This is a genomic window from Stenotrophomonas sp. 57 (genome assembly GCF_030291075.1).
Lineage (GTDB): Bacteria > Pseudomonadota > Gammaproteobacteria > Xanthomonadales > Xanthomonadaceae > Stenotrophomonas.
The window spans coordinates 2,473,799-2,499,922 of the sequence record NZ_CP127407.1 but is presented as its reverse complement, the minus strand read 5'-3'; the positions used below and the strand labels follow the sequence as shown (position 1 = coordinate 2,499,922).

Below are 26,124 nucleotides of genomic sequence, written 5' to 3'. Positions count from 1 at the left end.
AGAATTATTGCTGATTCCATTCGCCAATGGAATGCGCCGGCGGTTCACGCTGTTCCCCCGGTGGTAGAGTGGGCGATTGCTTCCTGACTCGCTGAGATCCGCCATGTCCCAAGCCGCCTTCTACCCCGTCGGAACCCCTGGCCAGCCGTGGGGGGCGGCGGAACGGGAGGTGTGGCGTGGCCGCCAGCAGCGCCTGCGTCACTACGACGAAGAGGTGCTGCCGCGCATCGAGGCGCTGGCCTCGCGCTTCGACAAGGTGGCCTATGGCCAGCTCGACTACGCCGGCGAGACCTACACCCTGTTCGCCCTGCGCAGCCGCGACTGGAACCCGGCGTTGCCGGCCGCGCTGGTCACCGGCGGTGTGCACGGCTACGAAACCAGCGGCGTGATGGGCGCGCTGGAGTTCCTTGAGAAGCACGCCGCCGACTACGCCGGCAAGGCCAACCTGCTGGTGGCGCCGTGCGTGAACCCGTGGGGCTTCGAGCGCATCAACCGCTGGAATTTCGATGCGATCGATCCGAACCGCAATTTCCGCGTCGATGGCCCGGCACGCGAATCGACCGCTGTCATCGAGCTGATCGCGCCGTACAAAGGCCAGTTCGTGCTGCATATCGACCTGCACGAAACCACCGACAGCGACGAGAGCGAGTTCCGCCCGGCGCTGGCCGCGCGTGACGGCAAGCCGTTCGAACCGGGGCTGATTCCCGATGGCTTCTACCTGGTGGACGACAGCGAGAACCCGCAGCCGGCCTTCCAGCAGGCAGTGATCGCTGCCGTGGAGAAGGTGACTCACATTGCGCCGGCCGACGACAAGGGCGAGATCATCGGTTCGCCGGTGGTGGCCCACGGCGTGATCGAGTACCCGCTGGTGAAGCTGGGCCTGTGTGCCGGCATCACCGGTGCGACCTACACCACCACCACCGAGGTCTACCCGGACAGCCCGCGCGCGACACCGCAGCAGTGCAACGACGCCCAGGTGGCAGCGGTGTGCGCGTCGCTGGATTACGCGCTGGCCCATCGTTGATCGGATAACCGGCTGCCCATCCACGCATGGTGGGCGTGTCACCCCAACGCGTCGGCCCACCACAGCGCCGCCGGCCCCGGCGGCGCATCGCGGCGCCACAGCAGGTCGCTGTGGATGCGACGTGGCCACCCTGGCAGGGTCAGTTCCACCAGCTTCCCGCGGTCGTAGCGCTGTACCAGCCCCCGTGGCAGCTCGGCCCAGCCGATGCCGTCCTCGGCCATCTCCATCACCATCAGGTAATCGGTGGCGGTCCACGCCAGCCCGGTAGCCGCCCGCGCAGGGTCGACCTCCGCGCTCAACCGCACCTGCCGGTGCCGCGCTAGCTGGGAAGCGGCGCGACGGCCGGCGTCGGCCAGCGGATGGTCGCGCGCCACATACACCGACAGCTCGCTGTGATGGGCCAACGGCCGTGCCACAAGTGCATCCGGATAGCTTTCCTGGCGCGGGAGCAAACCCAGCGCGGCACGGCCGCTGCCGACCAGCTCCAGCACGTCCTCGCCTTCGGCATCCAGCCATTCCAGTTCGATCTCCGGGAATGCTTCGGCAAAGCGCTGCAACGCACGCTGGTCCGGATCGAGCTGATACACGTCGGAGAACACCACGGTCAGCCGCGCTTCGACCGGGGCGGCCAGCCGTACGCTCAGCTGCTGCAGGCGGGTATCGGCGGCGAGGATTTCCTGGGCATGGCCGAGGACCTGGCGTCCGGCTTCGGTCAGCTGCGGGTAGCGGCCGCTGCGGTCGAAGAGGCTGACGCCGAGGTCGGCCTCCAGATGGGCGATGGCGGTGCTGACCGTCGATTGGGTCTTGCGCAGGCGTCGGGCCGCCGCCGAGAACGAGCCCAGCGCCGCGGCTTCCACGAAGGCCTGCAGGGATTCAGGGGAATAGGGCATCTATCCATCGCTCCTATCGATGGTTTATATTTTGAATCGACCGTAAAAGGCGATGATACTGGCCGCCGTCGCCCCTGTCTGGGCGGGTGTTCCGGCTCATCCGCGCCTGGCGTGGATCTACTGAGGGCGGGGCGCTGTCCCCATCCCGCAAGGAGTTTCACATGTCCCGTACTGTTCCCGCCCGTGGCGCGCTGGTCGCCTGGGCCTGCCTGACCATGGCGATCGTCGCCGAAGTGGTCGGCACCTCGTTCATGGCCCATGCCGCCCGCGATGGTGGCTGGACGGGTTACCTGATCATGGCCGGCGCGCTGGCGCTGTCCTACTTCTTCCTGGCGCAGTCGGTGCGCCGCATCGCGGTCGGTGTCGCCTATGCGGTATGGGAAGGCCTTGGCCTGACCCTGCTGACCGTGGTCGGTCTCAGCGTGTTCGGCGAGAGCCTGTCGCTGCAGCAGCTGGCCGGCCTGGTACTGGCGGTGGTCGGCATCGTCTGTGTCACCCTCGGGGAGGCGCACTGATGAATACCCTGGCCCTGTTTTTCGTGATCTGTTCTGCACTGATCGATGTCGCCGCCAACATGATGGTGGCCAAGTCGGAAGGTTTCCGCCGCTGGCGCTGGGGTGTCGGCGCGATCGTCATGGTCTGGATCGCCTTCGTCCTGCTTGGCCAGGCGGTGCGTTACATGGACCTGGCCACCGCCTATGCGATGTGGGGTGCGATCGGCGTGATCGGTACCGCCACCTGCGGCCGCCTGCTGTTCGGCAACCGCCTGCGCCCGATGGGCTGGATCGGCATCGGCCTGGTGACCGTGGCGGTGCTGCTGCTCAGTACCGCCAAGTAGCAGCAGGCCTTATCGTGAGCCGGGCGGCGATGGTGCAGCGATTTGCGAAGTCGCCCTTGCTCATCGACACTGCAGTTTTCCACACGGAGTGCCCGCATGTTCAGCCACATCACCGTAGGAACGAACGACATGGAGGCCGCGCGTCGCTTCTACGACGCCCTGTTCGCCGCGATGGGGGCACGAGCGGGCATATTCGACGAAAAGGGCCGACTGCTGTACTTCAAGGATGGGCGGATGTTCGGTGTAACCGCGCCGATCGATGGGCAGCCAGCGTGCCATGCCAACGGTGGCACCATCGGTTTCAGTCTGGGCAGTGCAGAGGCCGTGCGTGCCTGGCAGGAAGCTGGGGTGGCTCACGGTGGTACCGCAATCGAAGATCCGCCCGGCGTCCGCAACATGTCCGGCCGGCAGGTGTTCCTGGCCTATCTGCGCGACCCGGATGGCAACAAGCTGTGTGCGGTGCATGTGATGTCGTGATCGGACAGGATGCGCGCGGCCGCACCGCAACCCGCGCAGGCAAGGTTGCGCTCCGCCGCGCGCGTGATACCACGGAATGAGCGGACGGGATTGCGACGGCAGGCCGCAACTTCATGCTCTGTCCACTGCGGTTCAGCCAGAATCAGCCGGCTAACCCTTTGATCTACCGGAGAACGCCGCCCCATGGAAGTACTGGAGCCGCAACAATCCCCGGTGCGCACCCTTCGGCCTGTGTTCGCCTTCGCGGCGATCGTTGTCGTGGCGTTCGCGCTGTTCGTCAGCCTGTTCCCGCTGGGGGCAGGTCGCCTCCTGCTGAAGGCGCAGGACTGGGCCGCACTCAACGTCGGCTGGTACTACCTGCTGGCGATGACCCTGTACCTGGTGTTCGTGGTCGGCGTGGCGCTGTCCAAGTACGGTGGCATCAAGCTGGGTGCCGACCATGACGAGCCGGAGTTCAGTTACCTCTCGTGGGCCGGCATGCTGTTTGCCGCCGGCATCAGCATCACCCTGTTCTTCTTCTGCGTCTCCGAACCGCTCACCCATTACCTGCAGCCGCCACAGGGCGATGCGGCCGCCGGCGAGGCCGGCGCGCGGCAGGCCATGCAGCTGCTGTTCCTGCACTGGGGCCTGCACGGCTGGGGCGTGTTCGCACTCGCTGCGATGGCAATGGCTTACTTCGCCTACCGCCACAACCTGCCGCTGGCGCTGCGCTCGGCGCTGTATCCGTTGATCGGCAAGCGCATCAACGGACCGATCGGCTACACCGTGGACGCGCTGGGCATCGTCGCCACCGTGTTCGGCATCGGTGCCGACATGGGCTTCGGCGTACTGCACCTCAATGCCGGCCTGGCGCACCTGTTCAACATCCCGCATTCCAACCTGGTGCAGATCATCCTGGTGGTGGCGATGATGGGCGCGGCAGTGGCCGTGGCCGTCTCCGGCGTGGAGAAAGGCGTGCGCTGGATGGCCAACATCAACATGCTGCTGGCGATCGCGCTGGTGCTGTTCATGCTGTTTGCCGGGCCGACGCAGTACCTGTTCAGCACCTTGATGCAGAACCTGGGCGACTACCTGGGCAGCGTGGTCGGCAAGAGTTTCGATGTGTATGCCTACGGCGGCCGCCCCGAATGGCTGGGCGGCTGGACGGTGTTCTACTGGGCCTGGTGGATCGGCTGGGCACCGTTCGTTGGCCTGTTCATCGCGCGCATCTCGCGTGGTCGCACCATCCGCGAATTCGTGTTCGGCGTGCTGCTGATCCCGCTGGGCTTCACCCTGGCCTGGCTTTCGATCTTCGGCAACAGCGCGCTGGACCAGGTGCTGCACCACGGCCAGCAACAGCTGGCGCAGCTGGCGGTGGACGACCCGCCCACCGTGCTGTATGCGCTGCTGGACGGCTACCCCTGGAGCCGCGCGGTGATCGCGGTGACGGTGCTGGTCAGCTTCATCTTCTTCGTGACTTCCGCTGACTCGGGCGCGGTGGTGCTGTCCACCCTGTCATCGCATGGTGGATCGCCCGAGGACGACGGCCCGCGCTGGCTGCGCGTGTTCTGGGGCACGGTGATCGCGGTGCTGACCGCGGGCCTGTTGCTGGCCGGCAGTATCGACGCATTGAAATCCGCGGTGGTGCTGGCATCACTGCCGTTCTCGGCAATCCTGCTGCTCATGATGTGGGGCCTCACCCGCGCCTTCAGTGACGAATCGCACCGCAAGCGCGCGCTGCAGTACAGGCCGTCGCCGCTGATCGGCGACGACCGCCACCACCAGGGCTGGCGCCAGCGCCTGAGCCAGGCGATGCATTTCCCGGTGCGCGACCAGGTCTACCGCTTCATGGACGACACGGTGAAGCCAGCGATGGAAGCGGTGGCCGAGCAGCTGCGCGGTCAGGGCTGGGACGTGGCCACGCGCTTCGAGGCCGGCGACATGGAGCTGACGGTGAACCATGGCGAGCAGCAGGACTTCCTGTACCGGGTGATCCTGAGCGGTTACCTGACCCCGTCGTTCGCCGCACAGCAGCTGCGCAACCAGCGCTACTACCGCGCTGAAGTGCACCTGTTCGAAGGCAGCCAGGACTACGATCTGGTGGGGTACAGCCGCAAGCAGATCATCAACGACATCATCAGCCAGTACGAACGGCACCTGCAGTTCCTGCATCTGAGTCGTTGATGGGTGGGTGCGGACCGTTGGTCCGCACCTCCGTGTAGAGCCGAGCCCACGGTCGGCTCTACCCTCTGGCGATCAGACCCGCAGCAGCACCTTGCCGCCACGCCCCGACTGCGCGCTGGCGGTCGCGGCGGCCTTGATGTCGTCCAGCGAGAAGATGCCGTCCACCGGCAGCGTCAGTTCGCCGCTGGCCGCGCGCTGCAGCAGTTCGCCCACCAGGCGGCGCTTGTCTTCCACCGCCATCGCCTGGCTGACCTTGCTGCCCCAGAAGCCCTTCACCGTGGCTTCCTTGTAGATCAGGCCGCCTGCAGGAATGCGCATCGGCTCGCCGCTCATCACCCCGAACGACACCAGCGTGCCGTGCAGGCCGAGCAGGTCGACCAGGTCGGCGCTGGCTTCGCCGCCGATGGAATCGACGGCGGCTGCTGCCTGCGCTTCACCGGTGGCTGCACGCACTCGATCCTTCCAGCCGTCCTGCGAGGTGTCGAACACATGCTCGATGCCCAGCGCCTGCAGCTGCGCCACCGCCTTGCCATTGCGCACCAGGTTGGCCACGTTGACGCCGCGCGCGCGGGCCAGCATCGCCAGCGATTTGCCCACCGCACCGTTGGCGGTGTTCTGCACGATCCACTGGCCGGCGTCCACTTTCAGGAATTCCAGCAGCATCAGCGCGCTCAGCGGCATCGCGATCAGCTGCGCGGCCATTTCGTCGGGGATCGCCTCCGGCATCGGAATCACCATGCGTGCCGGTGCGATGAACGCCTCGGCCCAGGTGCCGTGTACCGAAGCTGCGGCGACGCGCTGGCCGATCTGCAGGCCGTCGACACCTTCTCCAAGAGCATCGATCACCCCCAGCGCTTCACTGCCCGCGATTGCCGGCAGCGTCGGCTTGTAGCCGTACAGGCCGCGCACGGTCAGCAGATCGTGGTTGTGGATCGAGGCCAGCACGGTGCGGATGCGCACCTCGCCGGGGCCGGGCTCGGGCAGCGGCGCATCGGCAATGGCAAGGACGTCGGCCGGGTTGCCGAAGGAGGGGTACTGGGCAGCGCGCATGGTCGGTGTTCCGGGGAAAGTGGGTGTTGTACCGAACTGGGGGCGCGCGTGATGTCGACAAGGCGCTGCAGGTGCAACACGGCATCCTGCGACTGATCGTCGCGACAGGTGCTGATTACTGCATCTTGTGTTGACGGTTCGAGATATCCCCACTATGTTGTGGCCGTCACTCCCGGTCAGCCGCCGCCGCCGGACATGCAGCAAACGTCCCGCGGCCCGCCCCTGAAGGCTTGCCGCGTCGACGCGGCCGCCATCGCGCGGACCCAGATCGTCCCCACGGCCCGGATACCGGCCGCAGGCGCAGGCAATGGCCGACGACCTGGTGTTCCCGCGCCATGGCATCCCACCCCGACCGCCCCGTGCGCCGGTATCGCGTGCAGGGCCGCCACGGCATCGACCGCCAACGCGCGTGCGAGCCTGGAGTTCCACCACCATGACTGAGAGTACCTTCCGCGTGGCCGATCTGGCCGGCGCCGGCGACGCCTTGCGCGCCGGTGGCGAGCGTGTGCCGACCTGGATCACCAAGGAGGCCGGCAACCGCCGCCTGCCGTTCGACGCCGAGCGCCTGCAACGCAGCATCGATACCGTGCATGCCGAGTTCCCGCAGCTGGATGTGAGCGACTACCGCCGCGTGGTGCAGGCGATGGTCGAGCGCAAGCCCAGCCTCAGTGCCGATGATCTGGTCGACCTGCTGATCCGCGAGGCCGAGTCGCGCGTGGACCTGGTCGCGCCGGAGTGGGAACAGTTTGCCGCGCGCATCTACCTGCGGCGTCTGTACAAGCGCGCCAGCCGCAACCGCTTCTACGATGTCAGCCTGAAGTACGGTTCGTATGTCGGCCTGCAGGAGAGCCTGGCTGACCGCGGCATCTACAGCAACGACATCCTGCGTTGTTACTCCAAGGAGGAGCTGCAGCAGGCCGGCGAGATGATCGACCCGGAGCGTGATCGCCTGTTCGCGTACAACGGCCTGTACCTGCTGGCCACGCGCTACCTGGCCAGCGATCGCAGCCGCGAGGTCTACGAACTGCCGCAGGAGCGCTGGCTGACCATTGCGCTGTACCTGATGCAGGAGGAAAAGCCGCGCGAACGGCGCATGCAGCTGGTCGGCGAGGCGTACTGGGCGCTGTCCAACCTGTACATGACGGTGGCCACACCGACCCTGGCCAATGCCGGCAAGGTGGGCGGGCAGTTGTCCAGCTGCTTCATCGACACGATGGATGACAGCCTGCAGGGCATCTATGACTCGAACACCGATATCGCCCGTGTGTCCAAGCATGGCGGCGGCGTGGGTGCCTACCTGGGCTATGTGCGCAGCAGCGGTGCGCCGATCCGTGGCGTGCCCAATTCGTCCGGTGGCGTGGTGCCGTGGATCAAGCAGCTCAACAACACCGCCGTATCGGTCGACCAGCTCGGCCAGCGCAAGGGCGCGGTGGCCGTGTACCTGGATATCTGGCATCGCGACATCGAAGCCTTCATGGACCTGCGCCTCAACAACGGCGACCAGCGCCTGCGCGCGCACGATGTGTTCACCTCGGTCTGCGTGCCTGACCTGTTCATGGAAGCGGTCGAACGCCGCGCCGACTGGTACCTGTTCGATCCGCACGAAGTGAAGAGCGCCAAGGGCTGGTACCTGCAGGACTTCTACGATGAGACGCGCGGCGCGGGCAGCTTCCGCGACCGCTACGCCGAACTGGTGGCCGATGAGCGCATCAGCCGCCGAACGGTGAAGGCCATCGATCTGTTCAAGCGGATCATGCTCAGCCAGCTGGAGACCGGCAACCCGTTCCTGTTCTACCGCGACGAGGTCAACCGCAGGAATCCGAACAAGCACGCGGGCATGATCTATTCCAGCAACCTGTGCACCGAGATCCTGCAGAACATGAGTCCGACGCGGATGATCCAGGAGATCGTCAGCGGCGACCAGATCGTCACCACCCGTCGCGCCGGTGACTTCGTAGTCTGCAACCTGTCCTCGATCAACCTCGGCCGGGCGATCAGCGCACCGGATGACCTGCTGGCCACCGATGTGCTGGAGCGCCTGATTCCGATCCAGGTGCGCATGCTCGACAATGTGATCGACCTCAACGCGTTGCCGGTGCCGCAGGCCACCATCACCAACCGCAAGTACCGCGCCATCGGCCTGGGGACGTTCGGCTGGCACCACCTGCTGGCACAGCAGGCGATCCAGTGGGAATCGCCGGACGCCGAGGCGCTGGCCGACCGCCTGTATGAGCGCATCAATTTCCTGACGATCCAGGCCAGCGCGCAACTGGCGAAGGAGAAGGGCAGTTACCCGATGTTCGCGGGCAGCGACTGGCACAACGGGCGCTACTTCCGTGACCGCGACTACACTGGCGCCGCATGGGACAGCTTGGCCCACGAGGTCGCCACGCACGGCCTGCGCAACGGCTGGTTGCTGGCCGTCGCGCCGAACATGAGTACCGCGCAGATTGCCGGTTCCACCGCATCGATCGACCCGATCTACAGCGCGTTCTACTACGAGGAAAAGAAGGACTTCCGGCGGCCGGTGGCGGCGCCGGGCCTGTCGCTGGAAACCTGGCCGTACTACGAGAAGGGGGCGTACAAGGTCGACCAGTTTGCCAGCGTGCGCCAGAACGCACGCCGCCAGCGCCATGTCGACCAGTCGATCAGCTTCAACCTGTACGTGCCCAGCACGATCCGTGCCAGCACGCTGTTGGAGCTGCACCTGACAGCCTGGCGCGAAGGTCTGAAGACCACCTACTACGTGCGCTCCAACGACATCGACATCAGCGAATGCGAGTGGTGCGCCAGCTGATTGCTGCGTCCCTTGCAGAGCCGAGCCCACGCTCGGCTCAGACGCGAAGAGCAGCCGAACATGGACTCGGCTCTACATCCGCAACGCGCAATACGAAGGCAAACGACCATGGTAACCCCCCTCGACCGCATCAAGATCCTGGAACCGCGCCACCCCAACCGCAGTACCGGCATCATCAACGGCCGTACCAGCGGCATCCTCAACTGGAACGACATCCCGTACCCGTCGTTCTATCGGGCCTACAAGGAGCTGTCGACCAACTTCTGGATCCCCGACGAGGTGGACATGAAGCTGGATGCGCGCCAGTACGGCGAGCTGTCCGGGCGCGAGAAGAATGCCTATGACTCGATCATCGGCCTGCTCGCCACACTGGACTCTCCGCAGACCCGCTTCATCTACAACGTGGCCGAGTACATCACCGACCCGGCGGCGCACGCCAACGCGGCGATCATCGGCCAGCAGGAGGTGATCCACAACGAGAGCTACAGTTACGTGCTGGCCTCGATCACCGACCTGCCGAACCAGAACCGGATCTTCGAGATCGCCCGCACGCACCCGACCATCATCAAGCGCAACGCGCCGATCATGGGGGCGTATGACGATTTCATGCGCGAGAAGACCGCCGAGACGCTGCTGAAGTCACTGATCCAGTCGTCGATCCTGGAGGGCATCAACTTCTATTCCGGGTTTGCCTACTTCTACAACATGGTGCGGCAGAACCGCATGACCGGCACCGGCAAGATCATCAGCTTCATCAACCGTGACGAGCTGGCCCATACCAAGTTCATCAGCGAGCTGATCCGCGCCATCATCGGCGAGAACCCGGCGCTGCAGACCGATGAACTGACCGCGTACGTGCACCAGGCGTTCGAGCATGCGATCGAACTGGAGACGCAGTGGTCCTCGGAAGTGCTGGACGGCATCGACGGCATCGATGTCGAAGAGATGACGCGCTACGTGAAGTACCGGGCCAACAAGATGGCCGGCATGCTGGGCATCGAGCGCCTGTACAGCGACACCACCGACAACGTGATGCCGTGGATCAAGGCCTACGCCGACAACTTCACCGAGACCAAGACCGACTTCTTCGAGATGCGCAATGCAAGCTACAAGAAGACCAACGTCGACAACGGCTTCGACGACCTCTGAGCCGGGCGCGATGCTGCGCATCCTGCTGGTGGTGGCCTCGCTGAGCGGCAACACCCGCGAGCTGGGCCGCCAGATCGCCGAGCGCTGTCGTGCCGCCGGCCACGCGGTGCACTGGCACGAGGCCGACGACCTGCGCCAGGCGCCGCCATTGGCCGCCGACGAGGCCGACCTGGTGCTGCTGGGCTGCTGGACCGACAACGCCGGACGTACGCCTGCGGAGATGAAGGCATGGGTGGCCGGCATCGCCGAACGGGGCGAACGGCCGCGGCAGCTGGCCGTGTTCGGCACCGGTGAAACGCAATGGGGGCAGGAGTACTTCTGCGGCGCCGTGCATCGGCTGATCCGCTACTTCCGCAGCGACTACCCGCCATTGGAGATCGAACAGATGCCGCATGGCGTTCGCCATGCCGAGGCCATCAGTGCCTGGACCGATGCGGTCCTGGCCCACTACTGGAGCAACACCGATGGAGATCATCGACGCCACCACGCCTGAGCAGTTCCACCAGTTGCTGGCCGAACACCCGCGGGTGCTGGTGGATTTCCACAAGGACCAGTGCCCCGGGTGCCGGATGCTGGAGATGTCATTGCATCGCGTGGCCAACAGCGTGGCGGGGCAGGGCACGACCCTGCTGCGCGTACAGCTGGAAGTGCTGGGTGAGGCGTTCTTCAGGGAGCTGGGGCTGCGGCAGACGCCGACGCTGTCCCTGTTCCGTGATGGTGATGAACGCACACGCCTGGCCGGGTTCCAGTCGCCGCAGCAGATCGAGGCCGCGATCGCGTTGCATCTGTAGAGCCGAGCCCATGCCCGGCTGCCGTTTGCGCGATGAAATGCATCCACGCATGGCGTGGATCTACTGGCCCTGATGACCGGGGCAGAGCCCTTGCCTGCGGCAAGGGATCCGAGCCCAGTGTTCCGAATTACGCGCCGGCGAAGGTATCCACCAGCAGCTTCACGTTCAACACCACGATCACCAGCGCGATCACCCAGGCGATCGCGCCCAGCCAGCGCGGCGCCACCAGCGCACCCATCGTCACCTTGTCGGTCACGATCCGCACCAGCGGGATGATCGCGAACGGCAGCTGCATCGACAGCACGACCTGGCTCAGCACCAGCAGCTTCACCGCGCCCTGGTCGCCGAACAGCAGGATCACCACCACCACCGGAATGATCGCCAGTGCGCGTGTGATCAACCGCCGCAGCCACGGCGGCAGGCGCAGGTGCAGGAAGCCTTCCATCACGATCTGGCCGGCCAGCGTGGCGGTCACTGTCGAATTCAGGCCCGAGGCAAGCAGGGCGACGGCAAACAGTGTTGCGGCCGCGCCCACACCCAGCATCGGTGCCAGCAGCTGGTGCGCCTGCTCGATGTCTTCCACATCGAAACGTCCATTGGCATGGAACACGGCTGCGGCCAGGATCAGGATGCTGGCGTTGATGAACAGTGCCAGGGTCAGCGCGAGGGTGCTGTCGGTCACTGCCCAGCGCAGGGCGCTGCTACGGCCCTCATCGGTGCGCGGGTAGGCGCGGGTCTGCACGATGGACGAATGCAGGTAGAGATTGTGCGGCATCACCGTGGCACCAATGATGCCGATGGCGATGTACAGCGCGTGCGGATCGGTTACCACCTGCGCGCGCGGGATGAAGCCGCCGAGCACTGCCATCACCGGCGGCGCCGCCATGGCGATCTGCACCACGAAGCAGCCGAAGATCACCATCAGCAGCGCGATCACGAAGGCTTCCAGTGCGCGGAAGCCGCGGTTCATCAGCAGCAGCACCAGTAGCGTGTCCAGCGCGGTGATCACCGCACCCCACAGCAGTGGCAGATCAAACAGCAGCTTCAGCGCGATCGCGGTGCCGATCACTTCGGCCAGGTCGCAGGCAATGATCGCCGCCTCGCACAGCGCCCACAGTGCCAGGTTCACCGGCTTCGGGTAGCGCGCGCGGCAGGCCTGGGCCAGGTCCATGCCGGTGGCGATGCCCAGCCGCGCCGACAGCGCCTGCAGGATCACCGCCATCAGGTTGGAAATGAGGATGACCGACAGCAGCAGGTAGCCGAAGCGCGATCCGCCGGCGAGGTCGGTGGCCCAGTTGCCCGGGTCCATGTAGCCCACCGAGATCATGTAGCCCGGGCCGAGGAAGGCCAGCAGGCGGAACCACCAGTGGCCCTTGTCGGGCACAGCGACCGAGGCGTTGAGCGCGCCCAGGCTGGCCGGGGTGGGGGCCGAAGGGTCGCGGGGCGCCAGGGTGTTCATGGGTCCGAATATAGCTCCTGCTATAGTCATTAGCAATGTGAAACAATCGTCTTTATCGCGTTACTGGTCCAGAATTCAGTTTCAAACCCAAAGTAGACCGGAAGGACAGGCGCAGGCGTGGGCAATACCGACGATTCGACATCGCTGAAAGGCACCCCCTTGATCGAGGCCGAGCGCCAGGTCGAGAGCTTCCGGCAAGTGCGCGAGGCGCACCGGATGGAGCTGGTGGAGGACTATGTCGAGCTGATCTCGGACCTGCTGACCGACGGCGGCGAGGCCCGCCAGGTCGATATCGCGACCCGCCTGGGCGTGGCTCAGCCTACGGTGGCAAAGATGCTGCGGCGGTTGGCCCGCGATGGTTGGGTGGTGCAGCGGCCGTACCGCGGCGTGTTCCTGACCCCGGAAGGCGAGGCGCTGGCCCATGCCAGCCGCCAGCGCCACCAGACCGTGGAGCGTTTCCTGCTGGCGCTGGGCGTGGACGCAGATACCGCGCGGCGTGATGCCGAGGGCATCGAGCACCATGTCAGCGAGCAGACGCTGGCTCTCTTCGAGGCATTCGTGCGCAAGGCCGAGGGCGGTTGAGCGGCGCGCTAGTGCCGGGGCATACCCGGCGGGAATCCGAGTGGCGGCGGAATCAGGTGTTCTGTAGAGCCGAGCCATGCTCGGCTGCCGTTCGCGCGGTGCGCAATGAGTCGAGCATGGCTCGACTCTACAATCCGGGCGGGCAGTGGGCCTGTTCCTGCGCGCAGGCCCGTTTCGTCCATTCCTTGAGCACCGGCTGCAGACCGTCGTAGCGACGTCCATGCCAGCCATTGGCCAGCACCGTGCCGTCGGCATCGATCAGCACCAGGTTGGGTGGTGCCAATCCGGCCAATGCCTGCAGTGCCGGCATGCGCGCGGCGCGGCGCGGGTCCAGTACCGGCCAAGGCATCTCCTGCGCGTGCATGTAGCGCCGCAGCGCGCTCTTGCTCTCATCCAGGCTGACGTACACCACTTCGGTATCGGCGCCGGCCCCGCGCAACGCGTCGCGCACACTGCGCAGCGTGGGTACGAAGGCATGGCACGGCGCACACCAGTCGGCGCCGAAGTACAGCGCCACCAGCTTCGGCGGCGGCGACCATTGCATGGGCCGCAGCGACCGCTGTTCCGGCCTCATCAACGAGGCCGAGACCTGCGCGTGCAGGTCCGTGGCCATTGCCGGTGGGCCCAGCAGCAGGGCACCCACCAGCAATAGCGTCCGCATCTGCTCAGAACGCATAGCGCAGGTTGACGTACCACGAACGCGCGAAACGCGGGCCGTAGACATAGTCGCTGTCGCGCAGCGCACCCACTTCCAGATCCTTCTGGCGCTGGTCGAACACGTTCTTGACGCCGGCGGCCACCGACACTTCCTGCTGCGCCTGCGCACCGAGGTGGTGGTGCCAGCGTGCGCCCAGATCAGTGACCAGGAACGCACGCGTGCGATGCAGCTCGCCCAGCCGGTTGTTCAGCACCGACATCGGCCCGGTGTGGCGTAACGCCACGAAGGTTTCCCACGGCTCGGCGGGCATCCAGCTGAGCTGCGCCAGGCCAGTCCAGCGCGGGGTCTTCAGGTAGTTGCGGCTTTCGATGAGGGTGTCGCCACCGTCGCCGGTGTCGTCGAAGATGCGCTGCGGTTCGCGGAAGCGCGAGCGGTACCACGAAGCACCGGCCGTCAGGCGCCACTGCGGCGACGGCTGCCAGCCGAGATTGGTTTCCGCGCCCAGTACGTTGGAGCCGGAAGCGTTGTAGCGCAGTTGGCTCAGTTGGCCATCGTCACCGCGCTGGATCTCGCCCAGTGCGAAGGTGTCGCGGATGCGTGCATAGGAGGCGGTGGCATCCCAGCTCCACACCGGATTGGCCGGGTCCGATCGCCAGTCGAAGCCGAACAGGGTGGTCAACGCCCGCTCTTCCTTGAGGCCGTCGGTGTTGCGCACGCGCACCTGTTCACCCCCCAGCGTATCGACATGCACGTCTTCGACGAAGATCTCCGGGGCACGGAAGCCGGTGGCGATGCCGGCCCGCCATTTCAAGTTCGGCGTGGCCTGCCAGGCCAGCGCGATGCGTGGCGAGAATACCGCGTTGTCCAGCTCGGAGCTCTTGTCCACGCGTGCACCCAGCACCAGGTCGACGTTGTCGCGCAGGCTCCACTCGTCCTGGATGAAGGCGCCCAGGTTGTGGAAGGCTGCATCTTCCAGCACCGCCAGGCGCTGCCCGTCACCGGTGCGGTTGTCGTCGCGCAGCGCCTCGTGCTTGTACTGCACACCAAGGGCCAGCGCGTGCGCACCCAATCGCCAGTTCAACTGACTGTCGATGTAGTGCAGCGGGTTGTGGGTGCGGCCGTACTGGCGCCACGAACGCGAGGCCGCGCTGCCAGCCACGTTGTGGTCCAGCTGCGACGGGTCGTATCCGGGCGCTGAAGGATCGGTGACGACGTCGCCCAGGCCGCCGTAGAAGCTGTCGCGGTCGATGTCGGCGAAGGCGTAGGCCAGGCGGAAATCGACGTCGGCATTGATTTCCTGGTCCCACGACACGCTGCCGCGGCGGTATTTCGTATCCAGCGACTCGGCGATGTTGGCCAGGTATTCGGGCTGATCCAGTCGGTTGCCGCCGCGGCGGGTTTCATCGGTCACCTGCAGGTCCAGGCGCAGCCGCGTGCCCGGCGTGGGCGCATACCAGGCCTGCAGCCCGCCTACCTTGAGGTTCTTGCGGGTGATTTCGGTGTAGCCGTCACCGTTGTAGTCGATGCCACTGTTCCAGTTCCGCTGGACAATCACTGAAAGCCCGGCGTCGGCGTCCTTGGCCACCAGGTCCAGCCGCACGTCGGCGTTCTTCTGCGGCGTGCCCTCCAGCACGTCCACGCCGGCCTGCACGTGGCCGCCGCTACGTGCAGGCAGCGGCGGGATAAGGTTGATCACCCCGGCCACCGCACCTGGGCCATACAGCGCCGAGCCGCCGCCCTTGACCACTTCGATGTGGTCGACGAACCCGGCCGGAATCTGCTCCAGGCCATAGACGCTGCCCAGCGTGGACAGCAGCGGGATGCCGTCGAACAACAGCTGGTTGTAGGCGCCGGGCAGGCCCAGCAACTGCACTTCGCTGGTGTTGCAGTTCTGGCAGTTGCTCTCCACGCGCAGGCCGTTGATCAGCTCGGCGGCGCGCGAGAAGTCGGTGGCCGAGCGCAGCGCGATGTCTTCCTTGCGCAGGACTTCGGTGCGGATCGGCACGTCCGACAGCAGGCGTTCGCTCCGGGTGGCGGTGCTGACCTTGACCTGCACGCGGTCCAGTTCGGTCGGTTGCGGTGGGGCGGCCAGTGCAGGCAGCGGCAGGATGAGCGCGATGGCGGTTGCCAGTGGCACGCGGCGAAGAAGGGAAACGGGCATGGGGGGCGTCCTCCTTGGAGAGGGAAGGCGGGGGTGAATTGGCGGGCGCACATGAAAGCAATGGCTTATCAAGATAGCAAGTGCTATATAACGAAGCTGCGGCAATTCCGGGTGGGGCGTTGGCCGGGTCAGATCATGCGGGTGTTATAACATTACATTAGACGACCACAACCCTTCCGGTGGTCATGCGCGGAGGATGGAATTGCCGTGCGGGAAGGGGAGACAGGATCAGAGCCCTTTCCTCTGGAAAGGGATCCGACCCCCGGGGCCGATCGTCAGCCGCGACGGAACGCGGCGGGGGTACGGGCGCCGACGATGATCATGCGGATCATCGTGGAAATCTGTTCGACCAGTTCAGGATCCTTCTCCGGCGGCAGGTCCATGGCGGTGGCGCCCATCGCGAACACCAGCCGGGTGATGGCCTTGGCCACCAGTTCCGGTGCGTGCAGCACCGCGCCATCCAGGGCGGCCAGGCGCACCAGGTCGTGCTGCAGCTCTTCTTCGAAGTAGTGCAGCTCGCGCTCGACCGCGTGCTTGAAGTCGTCCGAGCCGACCGCGCCTTCGCGCAGCAGCACGTGCAGCAGCTTGTCGTCGGCGCGCAGCTGCTCCATGAAGGTCTCCACCGAGACCCGCACCACGCTGGTAGCGGTGGAGGTGGCGCGCTGGCGGGCTTCGCCGATGATCGTGCGCAGCGAGCGGCCGGCCGCGTCGATCAGCGCCACAGCCAGTTCGTCCATGTCGCGGAACTGCCGGTAGAAGCTGTTCGGCGCGATGCCGGCCTCACGTGCGACTTCGCGCAGGCTGAGCGTGGACAGGCTGCGGTGCGGCCCGATCAGCTTCAGGGCGGCGGCCAACAGATCCTCGCGGCTCACCGTACGGCGGGCCGGGCTGTTGGCATCTTCGGGCGTCGACAAGGCGGTGGCGGCGGCCATGGGGGTTCCGGCGGGGCGAGGCTGAATCATACCCAATCCGGTTCAATATACACATGTATACACAGGTGTATGTGCGCCCGTATAGTTCACTTATGAGCGCTGTCGTCCGTCCGTCCCTGTTCTCTCCGTACCGCTGGGTCTCGCCGTCGCTGTTCGATTTCTGGGCGGGCCAGCTCAATCCCCTGTGGACCCTGCGCGAGCCGGTGGCCCGCCTGGTCCGGCGCGAGCCGGCCGGCGAGGGCGCGGCGACCCTGGTCCTGCGCACCAACCAGCACTGGGCCGGCATGCGTGCCGGACAGCACGTCACCCTTGGCGTGGAGATTGAAGGACGCCTGTGGCAGCGCAGCTACAGCCCCACCGCACTGGGCCGGCGCGAGCTGGCCATTACCGTCAAGGCGGTCGACGGCGGCCGGGTCAGCCAGCATCTTGTCCACCATGCGCGGCCGGGCGAACTGTTCCGCCTCGATGCCGCCTTCGGCGAGTTCCATATGCCGGCCGCAGCGCCGGTGCTGCTGCTGGCGGCCGGCAGTGGCATCACGCCGATGCGTGGCCTGTTGCGCGAAGCCTGCCAGCGCCCGCTGGCAGCGCCGGTGGACCTGTTCTATTGGGAACGCACGGCTGCCCATCTGCAGTTCCGTGATGAACTGCAGGCACTGGCTGCTGCGCAGCCGAATCTGCGCGTGCACCTGCTGACTACGCGCGAGGGCGTGGCGCCGGCCGCGCGCATCGATACCCACGATCTGCAGGTGGCCGGCGATGACACGCCGCTGGCGCAGCGCCATGTGCTGGCCTGCGGCCCGGATGGGTTCGTTGCCGCCGCCCGCACGCGCCTGGCGCACCAGGTGGCCGGCTTCCAGGCCGAAGCCTTTACACCGCCTGCGCCGCTGTGTGATGCCCGCAGTGAGGGCGAAGTGTCGCTGACCCTGGCCCGCAGTGGCCGCCAGCTGAGCGTGCCACGTGGCCGCTCGCTGCTGGAAAGCCTGGAAGCGCACGGCATCAAGCCCAAGCACGGTTGCCGCATGGGCATCTGCAACACCTGCACCTGTGATCGCGTCAGTGGCGCCACCCGCCACCTGCGCACCGGCGACCTGCAGTCCGAATCGGCACAGCCGGTGCGGATCTGCGTGAGCGCACCGACCACCGACCTGACCCTGGATCTCTGAGGACGCCTGCCATGACCCGCGCTACCGACCGTGCCCTGAGTACTGCCGAGATGCATGCCTTCGGCGAGGAACTCGACGCGATCCGCGACCGTGTGATCGGCAGCCTTGGCGCCTCCGATACCCGTTACATCCGCCGCGTGGCCGCCGCCGTGCGCTGGTTCGGCGTGGGTGGCCGTGGCCTGCTGTTCCTGGCGGCGTTCTCGCCGCTGTTCTGGATGCCGCTGCTGTGGCCGGCCGCGATCACCGGCACGCTGCTGCTGGCGCTGTCGAAGATCCTGGAAAACATGGAGCTGGGCCACAACGTGATGCACGGCCAGTTCGACTGGACCGGCGACCCCAAGCTCAATGGCAACACCTACGAGTGGGACATCGTGGCCACCGCCGACAACTGGCGCAAAACCCACAATTTTCGCCACCACACCTACACCAACGTGCGCGGCATGGACGATGACATCGGCTACGGCCTGCTGCGCATCTTCCCGGAACAGCGCTGGAAGCCGTTCTACCTGCTGCAACCTATCATCGCGCCGATCTTCGCGCTGCTGTTCCAGTGGGGTGTGGCCGCGCAGGACCTGCGCCTGGGCCGTTGGCTGAAGGGCCGCATCAGCGCCCGTGCGATGTGGCTGCAGACCCGCCCGGTGGCGCGCAAGATGGCCCGCCAGGTGCTGAAGGACTACGTGTTCTTCCCGCTGCTGGCCGGCCCGTTCTTCCTTACCGTGATGCTGGGCAACATGGTGGCCAATGGGCTGCGCAACATCTGGACCTACGTGATCATCTTCTGCGGCCACTTCACCGCCGAATCGGAAACGTTCCCGAAGGAGTGCCTGCGCAATGAATCGCGTGGCCACTGGTACCTGCGCCAGCTGCGCGGTTCGTCCAACATCAGCGGCGGCTTCCTGATCAACGTGCTGTCGGGCAACCTCAGCCACCAGATCGAGCACCACTTCTACCCGGACCTGCCGGCCAACCGGTATGCGGCCATTGCCAAGGAAGTGAAGGACATCTGCCGCCGTTACGGCCAGCACTACAACAACGGTTCGCTGCCGCGCCAGTTCGGCCAGGTGGTCTGGCGCATCCTGCGCCACGCGTTCCCGAGCAAGCCGCGCCGCCTGCCGATGTCGGACATCATGTCCGCACCGGCATCGGCCAACGCGGGCTGATCGACTCAGCCCGCCTTCGCCAGGTCCGCGTGCTCGCGGTCCAGGCGTCGCAGGAACACCTGCATCTCCTTGCGCGCCTGCTGGTCGCCCTTGCTACCGGCCACGCTCAAACCGCGCTGCCATGCTTCGCGCGCCGCCTGCGGCTGGCCACTGGCCAGCCAGGCTTTGCCCAGCAGCTTCCAGGCGGCCGAGTACTGTGGATCAAGCACCACGCAACGGCCCAGATGGGTCGCTGCGCGGACTGGGTTGCCCGCGTCCAGCCAGCCCTTGCCCAGGCCGAAGCGCAGCAGTGCGCCGTCCCTGCCCTTGGCAAGCATGCGTTCCAGGGCTTCGATGTTCATCCGCGCACCTCCACCAGCAGTTGGGTGGGGCCGGGCTGGAAGCGGCCGCGATGAAACAGCAGCGGCGCGCCGCCGTTCTCGTGCACCTCGATGATGCGTCCGGCCAGCAGCAGGTGATCGCCCACTGGCCACATCGCGTGGCGGGTACAGGTGAGATGGGCGACCGCACCGGCGATGCGGGGTGGGGTGCTCTGGTCATCATCCATCAATGCCAGGCCGTCGAAGCGGTTGCGCACCTGTGGATCGGCGAAGCGCCGGGCCAGCGCTTCCTGGTTGGCTGCCAGCACGCTGATTGCAAAGCGGGTGGCGCGCTGGAAGGTGGACAGGCTCTGCGCGTGCAACGCCAGGTTCCACAGCACCAGTGGCGGCTGCAATGACACAGGCACGAACGAATTGATGGTCAGGCCGATGGGATTGCCCTGCGCATCGCGCGCGCAGACGATGGCCACGCCGGTGGGGAAGTGACCGAGCAGCCGCCGCAGTGCACGCGGCGGCATCTCGACCGACGGCACCGGGGCCGGGGCGGGGAATACCCCCGCCCACGGCCCGGCGTACGGTAATGTCTCGCCGCTCATGAGGCCCGGGCCTGGCGGTAGCGCCGGCCGACCTCGGCCCAGTTGATGATGTTGAAGAATGCACCGATGTAGTCCGGGCGGCGGTTCTGGTAGTGCAGGTAGTAGGCGTGTTCCCAGACATCCAGTGCGAGGATCGGGGTGTTGCCGGACAGGCCAACGGTTGCACCCATCAGCGGGCTGTCCTGGTTGGCGCTGCTTTCCACTTTCAGTCGGCCATCGCGATCGCTGGTCAGCCAGGCCCAGCCGCTGCCGAACCGGGTCTGCGCGGCCTTGGTGAAGGCGTCCTTGAAGGCATCGAAACCGCCGAGGTCGCGGTCGATGGCCGCTGCCAGTTCATCATCGGGTACGCCACCGCTGGCGCTGAGCACGGTCCAGAACAGGCTGTGGTTGGCGTGGCCGCCGCCGTTGTTGCGGATCGCGCTGCGCTGCGGCCCGGGCACGGCATCAAGGTTGGCAATCAGCGCCTCGACCGGTTGTACGGCCAGGCCAGCCTGCTCGAGGGCCGCATTGAGGTTGTTGACGTAGGTCTGGTGGTGCTTGCTGTGGTGGATCTCCATCGTGCGCGCATCGAAATGCGGCTCGAGGGCGTCGTAGGCGTAGGGGAGGGGGGGAAGCGAGTACGACATCGAAGCAATCTCCGTGGGGAAGGCCAGAGAGGCTGGCCGCGGGGAGATCGTTATCGCACCTCAACATTGGTTGAGGTCAAGGGTCATGGATGGAAGGCGTGCGCTCCCGGCGCTTTGACTGTTCAGCGAGGGCGCGGGCGGATGTGCGTAGCCGGGACACGCCGTGAACCCATCCATGGGGGCTCGATGGCGCCATCCATGGTGCCAACGGTCCCGGCTACGCACACCCACCCACGCTGGATAGCTCCCTGCGCTGGCGCGGAGACGGAGTCAAAGGCAAGAGCAGGAGCAAAAGCAAAAGCAAAAGCGGAATGGTAGTGCCGGCCGCTGGCCGGCATACAAGCAGGGTCGGGTTGCCGGCCAGCGGCCGGCACTACCAGAACCCGAGCCTTCATCAACTCAACCAATCCCTGCAGGCACCGTCGACTTGATCCCCGCACGCCTGCTGCATCCGCTGCTGCAACCGCGCCAGCGTTTCCGCGCCCTGGTGCTTTCCACTCCACGTCTTCAGCTGCCCGGCCAGGCGCTCGAAGCGCTGGCGGGTGCGCTGGTGGTAGCCCGACGGCTGCGCCTCCAGTTCGGCGATCAGCGAGGCGGTGGCCTGCTCGATGCGTGGTGCATCGTCCGGTGCCAGCTTCAGCAGGCCTTCCACATACAGCACGCCCCACTGCACGCGGGTGGCCGGGCCCTGCGCGCCATCGTAGGCACGCTTCAACCACTCCAGCGCACCGGCGGTGTCGCCGCGCTGCACGGCCAGTTCAGCCAGTTCGGGCATGTAGTAGTACGGCTGCTCGCTGCGCTTCAGCTCCGCCAGCAACAGCGACTCGGCGCCCGCGTCGTCACCGACCTGCCGCAGTGCATGGACCGCGCTGCTGATCGTGGCCTGGCGCGCATGCGCATCGGTGGCAGCGGCATCGGCAGCAGCCACGCGCTGCTTCACCCGATCGACCAGTGCGGCGGGCAATGCGCCCTCCGGCTGCTGCTGGCGGCCAAGCGATACTTCGGTCAGCGCACGCGACAATGCGTCGTCGGCGCGGTCGCCGCGCTCTGCATCTGCGCGCTCCAGCGCGACCAGCAGCTGCTGTCCCAGCGTGTTGCTGGTCGCCGGCCCAGCACTGGCCTGCTTGACCAGCTGCGCGCCTGCATAGCCCAGCAACTCACGGTTGCGGCGCACTTCGGCGGGCTGCGCCAGCACGGCCTGCAGCAGCTCGCGCACCTCGGTGGGCGATGCGTCCGGCTTTTCCGCAGTGGCCAGCGCCAGCAGGGCGAAGCGGCGCTGCTGGGCGGCATCCGGTGCCGACCTGGACAGCTGGCGCAACACATCCTGGCTCTTGCGATCGCCGGCCAGGCGGTTGGCGTCGACTTCCCAGCCGTAGTCACCCAGCACCTGCCAGTCTTCGGCGGCCAGTCTGTCCGGCGTGGCCAGGGCGGTCGCCAGGGTGGCGGCGATTGCGCTGCGGCGCCCGGCGGCGACGGTCAGCGCTCGGGTCAATTCGGCAGCGTCGTTGCCACCGGCCGCGCGGGTCAGTTCATTGCGCTGTGGGTCCAGCACGATCAGGGTCGGATAGCCGCGTACCCCGAAGCGCTCGCCCCAGGCCTGCGCACCTTCCTCGTCGCCATCCAGGTAAACCGGCACGAACTTGCCGGTCAGCGCGATGAAGGCCGGGTCCTTGAACAGGCCCGCCTTGAGCTGGTTGCACGGCGGGCACCAGACGGCGCCCCAGTACAGCAGCACCGGCTTGCCGCTGTCGGCGGCTTCGGCGAAGGCATCATCGACGTCGCCCTGGCGCCAGGCGATGGCCTTGGCAGGTGCAGCTTCGGCAGCCTTCGCCGCAGCCAGAGGCGCCTGGGCCGGGGAACAGGCGCTCAGCGCGGTGGCCAGCAGCAACAGGGGGAGGGCAGCGCGCATCGGCAGCATCTCGAAGAGGCAGGGTAAGCCGGCATTGTAGGAAGACCGGCCCCCATCGCTGATTCAGTTTGCTCATGAGCGGGATGAAGCGCGGCATGTGCGCCCCGCGCGGCGCTCAGTCCAGGCGCTCCATCTCTGCCGCCAGCAATCCGGCCAACCAGGTCATGAAGGCTTCGACCCGGCGTGGCAGGTGGCGGCGCTGCGCATAGACCAGATTGACCGGCATCGGTTCTGCCACGCAGTCGGGCAGCACCTCCACCAGGCTGCCGGTGCGCAGCGCTTCGCGGGCGCCCAGTTCCGGCACCTGGATGATGCCCAGCCCAGCCAGCGCCGCGGCACTGTAGCCATCGGCGCTGTTGACGGTCAGCGCGCCGCGCATCGGCCAGCTCTGGTAGTGCAGGCCGTCGAAGTACTCGAAACCGGGCGAGCGCTGGCCCAGCGTGCCGACGTAGTGAACAAGGTCGTGGTGGTCGAGGTCCGCAAGGACCTGCGGCACTCCGCGCGCAGCCAGGTAGCCGGGGCTGGCCACGTTGACGATGCGCATCTGCCCGAGCGGACGGGCGACCAGGCTGCTGTCGTCCAGCGTTCCCACCCGCAGCACGCAGTCGAATCCTTCGCGTACCAGGTCGACGCGGCGGTCGGTCGCGCTCAGTTCCACTTCCAGGCCAGGATGCAGGGCGAGGAAGGCCGGCAGCTGCGGAATCACCACGTTGCGGGCCATGCCACCAGGCATGTCCACCCGCAGCCGGCCGCTCAGTTCGCTGGGCTGGTGGCGGAACAGGTTCTGCAGAGCGTCCATGTCGTCCAGCAGGTCGTGTGCGCGCTGCTGCAGCTGGGTGCCGTCGGCGGTGAGGTGGACACGGCGGGTGGTCCGGTGCAGCAGCTGCGTGCCCAGCTCGCCCTCCAGGCGCGCAATGGCCTGCGACACGCTGGCCTTGGGCAGGCCCAGGTTGTCTGCCGCGCGGGTGAACGAGCCCAGCTCGGCAACACGCAGGAAGACACGCAGGGTGTCGAGGCGATCCATGGATTGTTCGCTTGATTTGAACAGTAAAATCAGCATCGCGCGATTTATGCGCGGCGGCAATCCCAATAGTCTGGCCACACCTTCTCCTTTCCAGGTGCGTGGCCATGACTGCTTCCTCTCGTGTCGTCCTCATCACTGGCGGCAGCCGCGGCCTCGGCCGCAATGTTGCCCTCGCGCTGGCCGCCGACGGCGCCGATATCGTGATCACTTACCGCGCCCAGGCCGAGGCGGCCGCCGAGGTGGTGCAGCAGGTGCAGGCGCTGGGCCGTCGCGCGCAGGCGCTGCCGCTGGACGTGGCCGACAGCGCGGCCTTTCCGGAATTCGCCCAGCGCTTGCGCGACGCGCTGCAGGCGTGGGGTACCGACACGCTGCAGGGCCTGATGAACAATGCCGGCGAAGGCCTGTACGCACCCATTGCCGACACCACGGAGGCGCAGTTCGATCACGCCGTGGCCGTGCATCTGAAGGGGCCGTACTTCCTGACCCAGGCCCTGCTGCCGCTGGTTGCCGACGGTGGCCGTATCCTCAATGTGTCCAGCGGGCTGGCGCGCTTCTCGCTGCCAGGCAGTTCGGCCTACGCGATGATGAAAGGTGGCATTGAAGTGTTCACCCGTTACCTGGCCAGGGAGCTGGGGGCACGTGGCATCAGCGCCAACACGCTGGCACCGGGCGCCATCGAGACCGACTTCGGCGGTGGTCGCGTGCGTGACGATGCGCAGGTCAATGCGATGGTGTCGTCGATCACCGCGCTGGGTCGTGCCGGCCGGCCCGATGACATCGGCCCGGTGGTGGTGGCGCTGCTGTCGCCGTCCACGGGCTGGGTCAATGGCCAGCGCGTGGAAGCCTCCGGTGGAATGTTTGTCTGATCGCCGCCGCCGCTAGTGCGCGGCGTAGCGGAGGGGCTGGTACAGCAGGCCGTTGAACTCGCCGACCTCGCCGTCCAGCACGAAGCCGTAGCGCTGGTAGGTGGCTACGGCATTCAATGACGCGCGCACGCTCATCGTCGGCGTGCGCAGCTGCGGCAGCACGGCCTGGAACAGGGCATGGCCGATGCCCTGGCCCTGGCAGCCGGGATCGACGAACAGCATGGCCAAGTGCCGCCCTTCCGTCAGTTCGACCACGCCGACGATGCGGTTTTCGTGCTCGGCCACCAGGATGTGGTTGTCGCCCAGCAGGCGCGCGCCGAACGCATCTGCCGCAGCCACACTGCCGAAGGTGGCAACGCCGGTTGCACTGAGCGAGGGTGCCACCGCCGCGTTGAAGGCGGCCAGGCATACCGCGCTGATAGCGGGCAGGTCATCGGCGTGGGCAGGGCGGATCCTCGGCATGCAGTGTTCTTCCGGTGGTGGGCGGCGCGTCATCGTTGCCCCATGCCTGCACGCTAAGCTGCGCGCATGAGTGATTTCAATCCTGCTAACGCTGCCTTGTTTCCGCAACGGGGCCTTAGCCTGGGCCTGATGACGCCGGTGGCAGCGCACGGGCTGGCCGACCTGGGTGAAGCGAGGCGCATTGCGCGGCTGGCCGATGACCTCGGCTTTGCCGCGCTGTGGACGCGCGACGTGCCGTTGATGGTGCCGCAGGGACCAGATGCGACAGCCAGCGCGCTGGATGACCCGTTCCTGTGGCTGGGCATGCTGGCTGCCGCAACCGACCGCATCGCCGTTGGCAGTGCCGCCATTGTGCTGCCATTGCGGCAGCCGCTGCAGGTGGCGAAGTCGGCGTTGAGCCTGGACCGGATCAGCGACGGGCGCTTTGTGCTGGGCCTGGGGTCGGGCGATCGGCCGGAAGAGTTCGCGGCATTCGGCGAAGACCTGGAGGGCAGGGCGGCGACGTTCCGTGAGCGTTGGTCGCTGTTGCGTGCCGCGCTGTCCCCCGATGCGGAGAAACGGGCTTCGGTGCGGCAGGCCACGGGTGGCTTCGATGTATTGCCAGCGCCCACCACGCGCATTCCGATGCTGGTGGTGGGTACCGCGCGACAGAGCCTTCAGTGGATCGCGCGCGAGGCCGAAGGCTGGGCCACCTATCACCGCGAAGAGACCGCGCAGGAGGGACGCATCGGCCTGTGGCAGCAGGCGCTGGTGCAGCGTGGTGGGCCAGGCAAGCCGTTCGTGCAGTCGATGCTGCTGGACCTGCAGGCCGATCCGCAGGCGCCAGCCGAGCCGCTGCCGCTGGGCCTGAAGGTCGGCCGCGATGGCCTGCGTGACTATCTGCTGCGCGTGCATGCGCAGGGCGTGGCGCACGTGATGTTCAACCTGGTCGACAACGGGCGGCCGATGGACGCGGTGTTGCGCGAGATCGGGGAGCATGTTCTGCCATACACGCTACGGTAGTTGTCCACCTTGGTGGACACGCTCC

Annotated in this window: 26 protein-coding genes; 14 read left to right on the top strand and 12 right to left on the bottom strand. The window is 66.7% G+C overall.

What is annotated here, in order from left to right; all coding sequences use genetic code 11:
* Positions 1-103: 103 nt before the first annotated feature.
* Positions 104-1,024 (top strand): M14 family metallocarboxypeptidase, encoded by a 921-nt coding sequence (locus QP512_RS11490; RefSeq protein ID WP_286068649.1) that lies wholly within the window; start codon positions 104-106, stop codon positions 1,022-1,024.
* A gap of 38 nt (positions 1,025-1,062) precedes the next feature.
* On the opposite strand, the gene QP512_RS11485 is transcribed toward QP512_RS11490, so the two are convergent.
* The gene (locus QP512_RS11485; RefSeq protein WP_286068648.1) at positions 1,063-1,914 is read right to left on the bottom strand and encodes a LysR family transcriptional regulator; all 852 of its coding nucleotides are present in this window, start codon (positions 1,912-1,914) and stop codon (positions 1,063-1,065) included.
* Positions 1,915-2,075: 161 nt separating this feature from the next.
* Between QP512_RS11485 and QP512_RS11480 the strand changes: the two genes are divergently transcribed.
* From QP512_RS11480 to betT, 4 genes are all read left to right on the top strand, one after another.
* On the top strand, positions 2,076-2,429 hold the full coding sequence (locus tag QP512_RS11480) for an SMR family transporter (RefSeq protein ID WP_286068647.1): 354 nt from the start codon (positions 2,076-2,078) through the stop codon (positions 2,427-2,429).
* Positions 2,429-2,752 (top strand): SMR family transporter, encoded by a 324-nt coding sequence (locus QP512_RS11475; RefSeq protein WP_286068646.1) that lies wholly within the window; start codon positions 2,429-2,431, stop codon positions 2,750-2,752. The genes QP512_RS11480 and QP512_RS11475 overlap by 1 nt, the downstream gene beginning before the upstream one ends.
* Before the next feature lie 96 nt (positions 2,753-2,848).
* Complete coding sequence (locus QP512_RS11470; RefSeq protein WP_286068645.1) at positions 2,849-3,229, top strand: VOC family protein; 381 nt, start codon at positions 2,849-2,851, stop codon at positions 3,227-3,229.
* 183 nt (positions 3,230-3,412) lie between these two features.
* On the top strand, positions 3,413-5,392 hold the full coding sequence (gene betT / locus QP512_RS11465) for a choline BCCT transporter BetT (RefSeq protein WP_286068643.1): 1,980 nt from the start codon (positions 3,413-3,415) through the stop codon (positions 5,390-5,392).
* Between the two features lie 72 nt (positions 5,393-5,464).
* Here betT and QP512_RS11460 read toward each other — a convergent pair whose 3' ends face one another.
* A complete protein-coding gene (locus QP512_RS11460) occupies positions 5,465-6,442 on the bottom strand; it encodes a zinc-binding dehydrogenase (RefSeq protein ID WP_286068642.1) in 978 nt (325 codons plus the stop codon).
* 433 nt (positions 6,443-6,875) lie between these two features.
* Between QP512_RS11460 and QP512_RS11455 the strand changes: the two genes are divergently transcribed.
* The 4 genes from QP512_RS11455 to QP512_RS11440 all read left to right on the top strand — a co-directional run bounded on the left by QP512_RS11455 (position 6,876) and on the right by QP512_RS11440 (position 11,179).
* Positions 6,876-9,239, top strand: coding sequence for a ribonucleoside-diphosphate reductase subunit alpha (locus QP512_RS11455; RefSeq protein WP_286068641.1), 2,364 nt, complete (start codon positions 6,876-6,878; stop codon positions 9,237-9,239).
* Positions 9,240-9,347: 108 nt separating this feature from the next.
* Positions 9,348-10,388, top strand: a complete 1,041-nt coding sequence (locus QP512_RS11450; RefSeq protein WP_286068640.1) for a ribonucleotide-diphosphate reductase subunit beta — start codon at positions 9,348-9,350, stop codon at positions 10,386-10,388.
* A gap of 10 nt (positions 10,389-10,398) precedes the next feature.
* Complete coding sequence (locus QP512_RS11445; protein WP_286068639.1) at positions 10,399-10,881, top strand: flavodoxin; 483 nt, start codon at positions 10,399-10,401, stop codon at positions 10,879-10,881.
* Complete coding sequence (locus tag QP512_RS11440; protein WP_286068638.1) at positions 10,853-11,179, top strand: thioredoxin family protein; 327 nt, start codon at positions 10,853-10,855, stop codon at positions 11,177-11,179. Before QP512_RS11445 ends, QP512_RS11440 begins: the two co-directional genes overlap by 29 nt.
* A gap of 127 nt (positions 11,180-11,306) precedes the next feature.
* Here the strand turns inward: QP512_RS11440 and QP512_RS11435 are convergent, their stop codons facing one another.
* A complete protein-coding gene (locus QP512_RS11435; RefSeq protein WP_286068636.1) occupies positions 11,307-12,638 on the bottom strand; it encodes an Nramp family divalent metal transporter in 1,332 nt (443 codons plus the stop codon).
* A gap of 117 nt (positions 12,639-12,755) precedes the next feature.
* Here QP512_RS11435 and mntR point away from each other — a divergent pair, with 117 nt between their 5' ends.
* On the top strand, positions 12,756-13,220 hold the full coding sequence (gene mntR, locus QP512_RS11430; RefSeq protein ID WP_286068635.1) for a manganese-binding transcriptional regulator MntR: 465 nt from the start codon (positions 12,756-12,758) through the stop codon (positions 13,218-13,220).
* Between the two features lie 127 nt (positions 13,221-13,347).
* Here the strand turns inward: mntR and QP512_RS11425 are convergent, their stop codons facing one another.
* The 3 genes from QP512_RS11425 to fabR form a co-directional block, all read right to left on the bottom strand.
* Complete coding sequence (locus QP512_RS11425) at positions 13,348-13,896, bottom strand: thioredoxin-like domain-containing protein (protein WP_286068634.1); 549 nt, start codon at positions 13,894-13,896, stop codon at positions 13,348-13,350.
* Positions 13,886-16,039, bottom strand: coding sequence for a TonB-dependent receptor (locus tag QP512_RS11420; protein ID WP_286068633.1), 2,154 nt, complete (start codon positions 16,037-16,039; stop codon positions 13,886-13,888). The genes QP512_RS11425 and QP512_RS11420 overlap by 11 nt, the downstream gene beginning before the upstream one ends.
* Before the next feature lie 275 nt (positions 16,040-16,314).
* Positions 16,315-16,971: an HTH-type transcriptional repressor FabR gene (gene fabR, locus QP512_RS11415; RefSeq protein WP_005409961.1), complete on the bottom strand. Its 657-nt coding sequence runs from the start codon at positions 16,969-16,971 to the stop codon at positions 16,315-16,317.
* Between the two features lie 92 nt (positions 16,972-17,063).
* Here fabR and QP512_RS11410 point away from each other — a divergent pair, with 92 nt between their 5' ends.
* Positions 17,064-18,134 (top strand): ferredoxin reductase, encoded by a 1,071-nt coding sequence (locus tag QP512_RS11410; RefSeq protein WP_286068631.1) that lies wholly within the window; start codon positions 17,064-17,066, stop codon positions 18,132-18,134.
* A gap of 11 nt (positions 18,135-18,145) precedes the next feature.
* Positions 18,146-19,294, top strand: a complete 1,149-nt coding sequence (locus QP512_RS11405) for an acyl-CoA desaturase (RefSeq protein ID WP_286068630.1) — start codon at positions 18,146-18,148, stop codon at positions 19,292-19,294.
* Between the two features lie 5 nt (positions 19,295-19,299).
* Here the strand turns inward: QP512_RS11405 and QP512_RS11400 are convergent, their stop codons facing one another.
* The 5 genes from QP512_RS11400 to QP512_RS11380 form a co-directional block, all read right to left on the bottom strand.
* On the bottom strand, positions 19,300-19,635 hold the full coding sequence (locus tag QP512_RS11400; RefSeq protein ID WP_286068629.1) for a tetratricopeptide repeat protein: 336 nt from the start codon (positions 19,633-19,635) through the stop codon (positions 19,300-19,302).
* Complete coding sequence (locus QP512_RS11395; RefSeq protein WP_286068628.1) at positions 19,632-20,210, bottom strand: flavin reductase family protein; 579 nt, start codon at positions 20,208-20,210, stop codon at positions 19,632-19,634. The genes QP512_RS11400 and QP512_RS11395 overlap by 4 nt, the downstream gene beginning before the upstream one ends.
* Positions 20,207-20,836 (bottom strand): superoxide dismutase, encoded by a 630-nt coding sequence (locus QP512_RS11390; RefSeq protein ID WP_286068627.1) that lies wholly within the window; start codon positions 20,834-20,836, stop codon positions 20,207-20,209. Before QP512_RS11390 ends, QP512_RS11395 begins: the two co-directional genes overlap by 4 nt.
* A gap of 394 nt (positions 20,837-21,230) precedes the next feature.
* A complete protein-coding gene (locus QP512_RS11385; protein ID WP_286068625.1) occupies positions 21,231-22,754 on the bottom strand; it encodes a thioredoxin family protein in 1,524 nt (507 codons plus the stop codon).
* Positions 22,755-22,860: 106 nt separating this feature from the next.
* Positions 22,861-23,835 (bottom strand): LysR family transcriptional regulator, encoded by a 975-nt coding sequence (locus tag QP512_RS11380; RefSeq protein WP_286072037.1) that lies wholly within the window; start codon positions 23,833-23,835, stop codon positions 22,861-22,863.
* A gap of 38 nt (positions 23,836-23,873) precedes the next feature.
* On the opposite strand from QP512_RS11380, the gene QP512_RS11375 reads away from it, so the two are divergent.
* Positions 23,874-24,635: an SDR family oxidoreductase gene (locus tag QP512_RS11375; protein ID WP_286068623.1), complete on the top strand. Its 762-nt coding sequence runs from the start codon at positions 23,874-23,876 to the stop codon at positions 24,633-24,635.
* Positions 24,636-24,647: 12 nt separating this feature from the next.
* Here QP512_RS11375 and QP512_RS11370 read toward each other — a convergent pair whose 3' ends face one another.
* Entirely contained in the window at positions 24,648-25,097 is a 450-nt protein-coding gene (locus QP512_RS11370; protein ID WP_286068622.1) for a GNAT family N-acetyltransferase, read from the bottom strand.
* Positions 25,098-25,163: 66 nt separating this feature from the next.
* On the opposite strand from QP512_RS11370, the gene QP512_RS11365 reads away from it, so the two are divergent.
* Positions 25,164-26,099 (top strand): TIGR03571 family LLM class oxidoreductase, encoded by a 936-nt coding sequence (locus tag QP512_RS11365; RefSeq protein ID WP_286068620.1) that lies wholly within the window; start codon positions 25,164-25,166, stop codon positions 26,097-26,099.
* The last annotated feature ends 25 nt before the right edge of the window (positions 26,100-26,124 follow it).